The sequence below is a fragment of the Methanomethylovorans sp. PtaU1.Bin093 genome (assembly GCF_002067275.1).
Lineage (GTDB): Archaea > Halobacteriota > Methanosarcinia > Methanosarcinales > Methanosarcinaceae > Methanomethylovorans.
On sequence record NZ_MVQX01000050.1, the window covers coordinates 1 to 7,111 of the forward strand.

The 7,111-nt window shown below is 46.4% G+C and carries 10 protein-coding genes; 4 read left to right on the forward strand and 6 right to left on the reverse strand.

Annotated elements, in window-relative coordinates; genetic code table 11:
• From A4E24_RS05735 to larE, 3 genes are all read right to left on the reverse strand, one after another.
• Positions 1 to 206: DUF531 family protein (locus A4E24_RS05735; RefSeq protein ID WP_292352327.1), on the reverse strand; the 206-nt coding region annotated here is incomplete at its 3' end.
• Entirely contained in the window at positions 157 to 651 is a 495-nt protein-coding gene (locus A4E24_RS05740; protein WP_292352328.1) for a GNAT family N-acetyltransferase, read from the reverse strand. The genes A4E24_RS05735 and A4E24_RS05740, both read right to left, overlap by 50 nt.
• Positions 632 to 1,438 carry an ATP-dependent sacrificial sulfur transferase LarE gene (larE, locus tag A4E24_RS05745; RefSeq protein WP_292352329.1) on the reverse strand — a complete coding sequence of 269 codons (807 nt, stop codon included), beginning with the start codon at positions 1,436 to 1,438 and terminating at the stop codon, positions 632 to 634. Before larE ends, A4E24_RS05740 begins: the two co-directional genes overlap by 20 nt.
• 99 nt (positions 1,439 to 1,537) lie before the next feature.
• Here larE and glmM point away from each other — a divergent pair, with 99 nt between their 5' ends.
• Positions 1,538 to 2,878 (forward strand): phosphoglucosamine mutase, encoded by a 1,341-nt coding sequence (glmM, locus tag A4E24_RS05750; RefSeq protein WP_292352335.1) that lies wholly within the window; start codon positions 1,538 to 1,540, stop codon positions 2,876 to 2,878.
• Between the two features lie 7 nt (positions 2,879 to 2,885).
• Here glmM and A4E24_RS05755 read toward each other — a convergent pair whose 3' ends face one another.
• Both A4E24_RS05755 and A4E24_RS05760 read right to left on the reverse strand, forming a co-directional pair.
• Positions 2,886 to 3,476, reverse strand: a complete 591-nt coding sequence (locus A4E24_RS05755) for a DUF99 family protein (RefSeq protein ID WP_292352330.1) — start codon at positions 3,474 to 3,476, stop codon at positions 2,886 to 2,888.
• Positions 3,477 to 3,526: 50 nt separating this feature from the next.
• Positions 3,527 to 4,819 carry a proteasome-activating nucleotidase gene (locus tag A4E24_RS05760; protein ID WP_292352331.1) on the reverse strand — a complete coding sequence of 431 codons (1,293 nt, stop codon included), beginning with the start codon at positions 4,817 to 4,819 and terminating at the stop codon, positions 3,527 to 3,529.
• A gap of 83 nt (positions 4,820 to 4,902) precedes the next feature.
• Between A4E24_RS05760 and A4E24_RS05765 the strand changes: the two genes are divergently transcribed.
• The 3 genes from A4E24_RS05765 (at position 4,903) to A4E24_RS05775 (ending at position 6,742) form a co-directional block, all read left to right on the forward strand.
• Complete coding sequence (locus A4E24_RS05765) at positions 4,903 to 5,385, forward strand: multiprotein bridging factor aMBF1 (protein WP_292352332.1); 483 nt, start codon at positions 4,903 to 4,905, stop codon at positions 5,383 to 5,385.
• A 22-nt stretch (positions 5,386 to 5,407) separates the two neighbouring features.
• Positions 5,408 to 6,223 (forward strand): pyrroline-5-carboxylate reductase, encoded by an 816-nt coding sequence (gene proC / locus A4E24_RS05770; RefSeq protein WP_292352333.1) that lies wholly within the window; start codon positions 5,408 to 5,410, stop codon positions 6,221 to 6,223.
• A 96-nt stretch (positions 6,224 to 6,319) separates the two neighbouring features.
• Positions 6,320 to 6,742 carry a DUF356 domain-containing protein gene (locus A4E24_RS05775; protein ID WP_394334456.1) on the forward strand — a complete coding sequence of 141 codons (423 nt, stop codon included), beginning with the start codon at positions 6,320 to 6,322 and terminating at the stop codon, positions 6,740 to 6,742.
• Here A4E24_RS05775 and A4E24_RS05780 read toward each other — a convergent pair.
• On the reverse strand, positions 6,739 to 7,111 hold a 373-nt coding region (locus A4E24_RS05780; RefSeq protein WP_292352334.1), incomplete at its 5' end, for a toprim domain-containing protein. The genes A4E24_RS05775 and A4E24_RS05780 overlap by 4 nt on opposite strands.

A 7,111-nucleotide genomic window follows, 5' to 3' on the forward strand; every position in this document is an offset into this window, starting at 1 on the left:
CGGAGATATTTGCCGGATTCGCCTATGGTGGTCTTATCGGTGACATATTCCACAAGTTCTTCGGCGGTCATATTGAAAGGGAAATCGTATAATGCGAGCCTAAATCCGAATGCATGGCAGATGGGAGCTGCCCTGGCTATGGCACGGTAGTGAGCATCAAGTACTTTGATCTTGTCGTAGGTGTTGATGATTCCCATTGTCAGCATATTCTCCTCTCCGCAGTTCCAGAAGCATAACAGCTTGTTTGCAGTTGTTAAACCTGTCGCAACCTGCACAATCGGTCCACAATTCCTTTTTCATATTGTTTTCCAGCGTGACAAATCCCACTTTTTCAAAAAAGACCGGAGCGGTGGTCCGCACATATATACACTCCTGACCTTTGCACAGGGTAAGCCCAAGTGCCCTGACAAGCAAAGCACCTATACCTTTTCCTCTGTAATTAGGGTGGACTGCAATGGTATGCAGCTCAGGGCATTCCGTATGCTTGAAGCAGGCAATACCAATGATCCTGTTTTCCAGCGTTGCCACAATAAAATCGTTGTATTCCAGTCCATCCGTATCCAGAAAATATGTGGAAGCAATGCATTTGATATCCTGCATATCCTGCTCTGTGGCAGACCGGATGGCAACATCACCTGATGATAGTTTCATCCAGACTTCCACTCCTGAAACCTTCGAGATCAAGGGCTACGTAATGAAACCCGAGTCTTTTAAGCTCATTCACAATATCTTCTTTCCTTTGCAGCACAACAGGAAGATCAGAAGGCTTTACTTCTATCCTTGCAACATCTCCATGGTCCCGGACCCTGAATTGAGTAAGACCCATGGTCGATAAGTATTCCTCTGCAGACCTCACTCTTGCAATGATCTCATATGTGATCTTCTTACCGTAAGGAACGCGTGATGCGAGACACGGTGAAGAAGGCTTCCGGGCAACCGAAAGCCCCATATGTTCTGCCATTTGCCTGATCTCCTCTCTGGTCACCGAGAACTGCAGGAAAGGGGACACCACCTTATCAGCCATTTCCTCAACAGCCTGCATGCCAGGGCGACGTCCCTGCATTTCAGTGATGTTCGTACCCTCTGTCACAACTGCATATCCCTCCTCTTCAGCAACCCTTAGGAGGATTTCAAGAATGGCTCGCTTGCAGTGGTAACACCTGTCGGGAGAGTTCGCTACGAAACCGGGTACATTGAACTCATCAAAATCCACTATTTTGTGTCTTATCCCGATCTCTCTGGCAACATCTTTTGCCATTTGCAGCTCCCCTGCCGGCAGAGAGTGCATATTGATAGTGGCTGCCAGTGCATTATCCTCCAGCGCTTCATAGGCAAGGGCGGCAAGGACGGAACTATCCACTCCGCCTGAGAATGCCACCACCACGCTCTTCTTTGAAGCAAGCGCTTCTGTTATCTGTTGCATTTTGTCAAGGAACATCTCTAATGTCTATCTAAGAAGATGTATATCTACACCTCGCAGACCACTAAAGATAAAATACTGCGATGCTATAGTAACCATCGCGACCGGTGATAAATGATGAAACTTTTCGGAACGAATGGAGTAAGAGGCATAGCTAATGAGTATATGACGCCTCAGATGGTAATGGATATTGTAAGAAGCCTGGGTACATATATGGGTAATAAAGGCACCGTTGCCATTGGAAGAGATACCCGGATTTCCGGCGAAATGCTGAAATCTGCTGCGATCGCAGGTGCCTTGTCTTCCGGGCTCACAGTTATAGATGTAGGTATTGGCCCGACCCCTTCAGTACAGTACTACGTAAGGGACCACGCCGATGCAGGGATAGTGATCACGGCGTCCCATAACCCCAGGGAATACAATGGTATTAAGTTAATAGCCGGTGACGGCACCGAGATGTCCAGGGAAGACGAAGCAAAGATCGAAAAGATATATTTCTCCAGAGAGTTCCAGCCAGCCACTTGGCAGCACACGGGGGATCTCAGGCACGACCCCAACGCAAATGCCCTTTACATGAAAGGCATCATGAACGCTATAAATGCCGATGTTGTCAGAGAGAAGAAGTTCAAGGTCATAGCGGATACAGGATGTGGAGCCGGTTCCCTTACTTTGCCTTTCCTGCTGCGTCAGCTGGGTTGTGAGGTGATAGCCATCAATGCGCAGGCAGATGGTACATTCCCATCGCGTAATCCTGAGCCCACTCCAGATGTGCTTACACAGCTCTCAGAACTTGTTATCAAAGAAAAGGCACAGATGGGGGTGGCTCATGATGGTGATGCTGATCGTGCTGTGTTCTTCGATGAGAATGGAAAGTTCATCGATGAAGAGGTTTTGCTCGCAATGATGGCAAAATACGTGTTGCAGCAAAAGAAAGGAACACTTGTGACCCCCGTAAGCTCGTCCCAGAGAATGCTGGATGTTGCAAAAGAGGCAGGAGTGGACCTAATATGGACTGCCGTAGGTTCTATCAACGTAGCACGCAAGATGATGGAAATTGGAGCTGTGTTTGGCGGCGAAGGCAATGGAGGACTTATCTTCCCGGAGCATCAGTATTGCAGGGATGGTGCTATGTCCTGCGCCAAGCTGCTGGAGATCATGGCTGGCGGAAAGAAGCTTTCTGAAATGGCAAAGAGCGTGCCCACGTATTTCAACTCTAAAACAAAGGTCGAATGCCACGATCCAAAGGCGATCATGGAAAAGCTGAAGGCAGAGGTTACTACCGGGCAGATGAAAGTCGATACTACGGATGGTGTGAAGATCTGGTATGAGGACGGATGGGTGCTGATAAGGCCATCTGGCACCGAACCGATCATACGCATATTCGCAGAGTCCGGGACAAAAGAAAGAGCTGCAGAACTGATGAATAATGGTGTGCAACTGGTGGAAAAGCATGCATAAGCTTGTCTTATGCTTTTCCCCTTGACTCACCGAGTACTATTCCTGTGGCTATAAGATGGGCCACTCTCAGAGGTTCAGGGATATTGCTCCTAGTGGCCGTGAGCTTTACTATATTTGCTGCAGATTGCGCTTCTATACCTGCACATTGGATGTAGAGAGGGTTAGATCCAGGTTTTGTTCGTACTTTTGTGATGCTTCCAGCTCTAAGTATGATATCCATTCTTTTTTTTGGCTCTGGGAGGTGCAACAAGGCATCTTCTATTTTCCTGAGATCAGGATATGCCCTCATGACCGCCACTACGGGAATTTCTGTAAGTTCCCAGATACGATTAATGTCCACCGGGTTGAAACCACCATAAGTCACCCCATCGAGCATAATGACCCGTATCTGTCCAAAGTGTTTACTGGACTTAACCATCTCCACAATGGCTTCCGTACTATCCATACCATCTCTTGTGACATGGGCCCTCATAACACCATCAAGCCACTCTCCTCCCCTGAAAAAGGCTCCAACTATCAATATTTGATCGCCGATCAATGCAGAATCATCTATAGCAAGTACCCTTATCTCACTTTTTATATGGAATGACCTATACACAAGAACGGACCCTCCGCCAATAAAAAAAAACGATCGACAACCACGGGACATCAGCCGAACATTGTCTGTGGTTGATCGGTTATTACCTGAACCGAATATTTTACAGGTGACATTACTTTCTTCACCGATCTTAAGAAATGTTCCATTTCCACCTGTTCTTTATCTTCTCTGACAGCAAGCATGCCTGCTTCCATGGCAACAGCACTAAGGTCAGCACCGCTCACTCCTTCAGCAAGGGAGGCAAGCTTCTTGAAATCAATGTCTTTTGCGATCTTCATTTTTCGGGTATGGATCCTGAGGATCAGTTCCCTTGCATTGGCATCAGGCATCGGCACATTAACTATTCTGTCAAATCTGCCGGGACGCAGTATGGCCGGGTCAAGCACATCCAGACGGTTAGTTGCAGCGATTATGCGCACTTCTCCACGGTTGTCGAACCCATCCATCTCGGCAAGAAGCTGCATAAGTGTGCGCTGTACCTCACGATCAGCGCCATTCGTATCATTAAGACGCCTTGAAGCTATGGCATCCAGTTCATCTATGAATATGATAGATGGGGCCTTCTTCCTTGCCATGGCAAAGATCTCCCGGACAAGTTTTGCTCCATCTCCTATGTATTTTTGGATCAGCTCAGAACCCACTACCCTAATAAAAGTAGCTTCTGTCCTGTTGGCAACTGCCTTTGCAAGCAGGGTCTTTCCTGTACCAGGCTCCCCAAATAGCAACACCCCTTTTGGCGGTGATATGCCGATCCTCGCAAAAGCCTCCGGTTTAGTAAGCGGCAGTTCAACGGATTCTACTATTTCCTGTACTTGCTCATCAAGACCGCCGATCTGGTCATAATCCACATCCTGTGGATCAACCACTTCCATAGCATTTACCATAGGCTCCTCTGTGAAAGGTATAACGTCCACTACGGCAAGTGTCTGCTGGTTTAAAGCCACGGTAGCACCAGGTACAAGGGTTTCGTCATCTATGAACTGGGACACTCCCACCAGGAATTGAGGACCAGTACTACTTTTCACAAGTACTTTGTCACTCCCTATGAGGTCGATCACGGTTGCAACTACAAGAGGCGCGGTCTTCAATCGGTCTATTTCAGCCTGCATCCTGCGAACTTCGCGCTCAAATTTGAGTTTCTGGCTTTCTACGTATCTTTTTTCAGATTCCATCTGGTCGCATTGCTCTTTAAGAAGAGTATTGCGGGACTCTAACTGTTTCATGCGGTCCAGCAGGTACTTGGAAAAATCTTCGTCACTTTCTGAACCAGTATATTCATAGTTTTTCCTGTCCGCCCCCGCGGGAGCGAACCTCTTGGTATCTGCTTCACTGGTCTCGTTCATACAGCTCCGAACATTATTTAAGCGCATACGATATATAGCCCTTTCGTAAAAACGCTATGTAGGTTTTTAAGAGTGATTTGTGTATGCAATGCGAAATATGCGGTGAAGATATTCGTGGAAGTCCTTTTAAGATCATTATCGATGGTGGCGAACTGACCGTATGCACCAAATGCTCCCAATACGGTGCACCTGCCAGCAAACGCACGCCTGTTTCCAGGAAGGTCTCTCCGGTGCAGCAGACATCTGTCAGGCCCAGAAGAACTCAGAGGACCGGATTTGAAAAGCTGGCTGAAGAGATCGTGGACAATTATGATCAGGTTATTAGGGAAGCAAGGGAAAAACATGGCTGGACACCGGAACAACTTGCTGCCCAAATAAAAGAAAAGGCAACACTCATCCGGAAATTCGAACGCCGGGAGCTGGTTCCGGAGGACAGTGTAAGAGAAAAGCTTGAACGTGTCCTTGAGGTCAAACTAATTGAAAGGGTCAGTGACGACGAATGGAAAGGGGATAAGCTCCATAAAGGAACCACCCTTGGAGATATAGTCAATATTAAACGTAAGTAAAAGTACAGGGAGTTGTAAAACAATGCACCTTAAGGATAAGAAACTGGGAGTGATCGGAACTGGCAAGATGGGATCCGCACTTATAAAAGGTATATGTGATTCAGGCATTATAGCCCCATCTAAAGTTTATGCCAGCGATGTTTATGATCTCGGACTGGAAAGGATGCGGACAGAGCTTGGTATCAATGTATCCAATGACAACGATCTTACAGTGGTTAATTCCGATATAATACTGCTTGCTGTCAAACCACAGATACTAAAGAGTGTACTGAGATCGATAAAGGACAAAATAACGGGTGAAAAGCTTGTGATATCAATAGCTGCAGGAGTTCCTTTGCAGGAAATAGCAAAAGAACTGGAACCCGAAACAAGGATCATCCGTGTGATGCCGAACATCGCCGCAACAGTTTCAGAGGCTGCTTCCGCGATCTGTCCCGGCCCAACCGCTTCCATGGAAGATGCCGAACTTGCACTTGAGATGTTCGGTGCGGTGGGTAGCGCTATAATAGTGCAGGAGAAACTCATGGATGCGGTGACAGGACTTTCAGGAAGCGGACCCGCATATATATTCCCTGTTATTGAAGCCATGGCTGACGGCGGGGTATATGAAGGCCTGGACAGAGACAGTGCACTTGTGCTGGCAGCCCAGACTGTACTTGGTGCAGCAAAGATGGCACTTGAATTTCATACACATCCGGGTGAACTCAAGGACATGGTAACCTCCCCTGCAGGAACCACTATCCGGGGAATAAAAGAACTTGAGGAAAGGGGCGTTCGTGCTGCTTTTATGAACGCGGTCATTGCTTCTGCAAAAAGGTCCAGGGAACTTGGAGAATAAAATCTAATAGAAAACTATATATTTAAACAGAATTTAGTAAATGTTGAGCATTTGAAATTTAAAATAACAAAATTCTTATATAGAGAACTGTAAAGTATGTTTGAAATCAAAAAGGGGGATTGTAGTTTGACCAGAGGGATTGACATTAAGTCGTTTGCTGTCATAAGGGCGGATAATGCCGACAAGGTTAATGTAGCATTGCATGATCTTGAACACTATGGTCATCTACGTTTTCTGTCAAAGCCTAAGCGCATCGAACCTCAGTATGCAGATAACGTGCTTGTGAGCGTGGTCGGAGTGCCTCTGAAATCCAAATGCAACTCTGCAGCACTGGTGGAACTTGATAATAATGCTGGAGCAGCTATTAGTAAACTTCGTAAGATCCATCCGCCGGCACACATAGTAATAGTGAGCCCACGGCATAAAGTCTATGAGGAATTAGTAGATAAGGCCGAGCTATATCCTGAATTCGAACGTAAGTTCGCGTCTCAGGACAGTACGCAATCAGCTTATGGCTAAATGAAAACGTTATCATCAGTGTTGTTATAATGATATTCAGGATCAGCTATTTGCCTTAGTTTTGAAATGTGGGTATATAGGCTTTCTACGTCCTTTATATCCTTCTGTACAAGAGACAGAATGCGTTTTCTTAGTCGCTGCTCTATGTTGATGCCGTAATTTTCCAGATGATCAGATATCTTCTTTTCGAGAATGATGCCTCTTCTATCCCAATCGGTCAATATCACTATATCTTTTCCAGTGGCTGCAACTTTCTCACAGATGTCTGCTAAGGGATGGTGAGTAACAAATTCTATTCTCCCTTTAATACCAAGCTTCCTAAGTGATGCCAGATCCCTTTTTCCCTCTACCAGGATTATATTGCCTTCC

Bases quoted from the DNA above. Each gene is read 5' to 3' on its own strand.
- A4E24_RS05775 (WP_394334456.1), top strand. From the start codon at position 6,320: ATGTTTGAAATCAAAAAGGGGGATTGTAGTTTGACCAGAGGGATTGAC.
- glmM (WP_292352335.1), top strand. From the start codon at position 1,538: ATGAAACTTTTCGGAACGAATGGAGTAAGAGGCATAGCTAATGAGTAT.
- A4E24_RS05765 (WP_292352332.1), top strand. From the start codon at position 4,903: ATGCAATGCGAAATATGCGGTGAAGATATTCGTGGAAGTCCTTTTAAG.
- A4E24_RS05760 (WP_292352331.1), bottom strand. From the start codon at position 4,819: ATGAACGAGACCAGTGAAGCAGATACCAAGAGGTTCGCTCCCGCGGGG.
- proC (WP_292352333.1), top strand. From the start codon at position 5,408: ATGCACCTTAAGGATAAGAAACTGGGAGTGATCGGAACTGGCAAGATG.
- A4E24_RS05740 (WP_292352328.1), bottom strand. From the start codon at position 651: ATGAAACTATCATCAGGTGATGTTGCCATCCGGTCTGCCACAGAGCAG.
- larE (WP_292352329.1), bottom strand. From the start codon at position 1,438: ATGTTCCTTGACAAAATGCAACAGATAACAGAAGCGCTTGCTTCAAAG.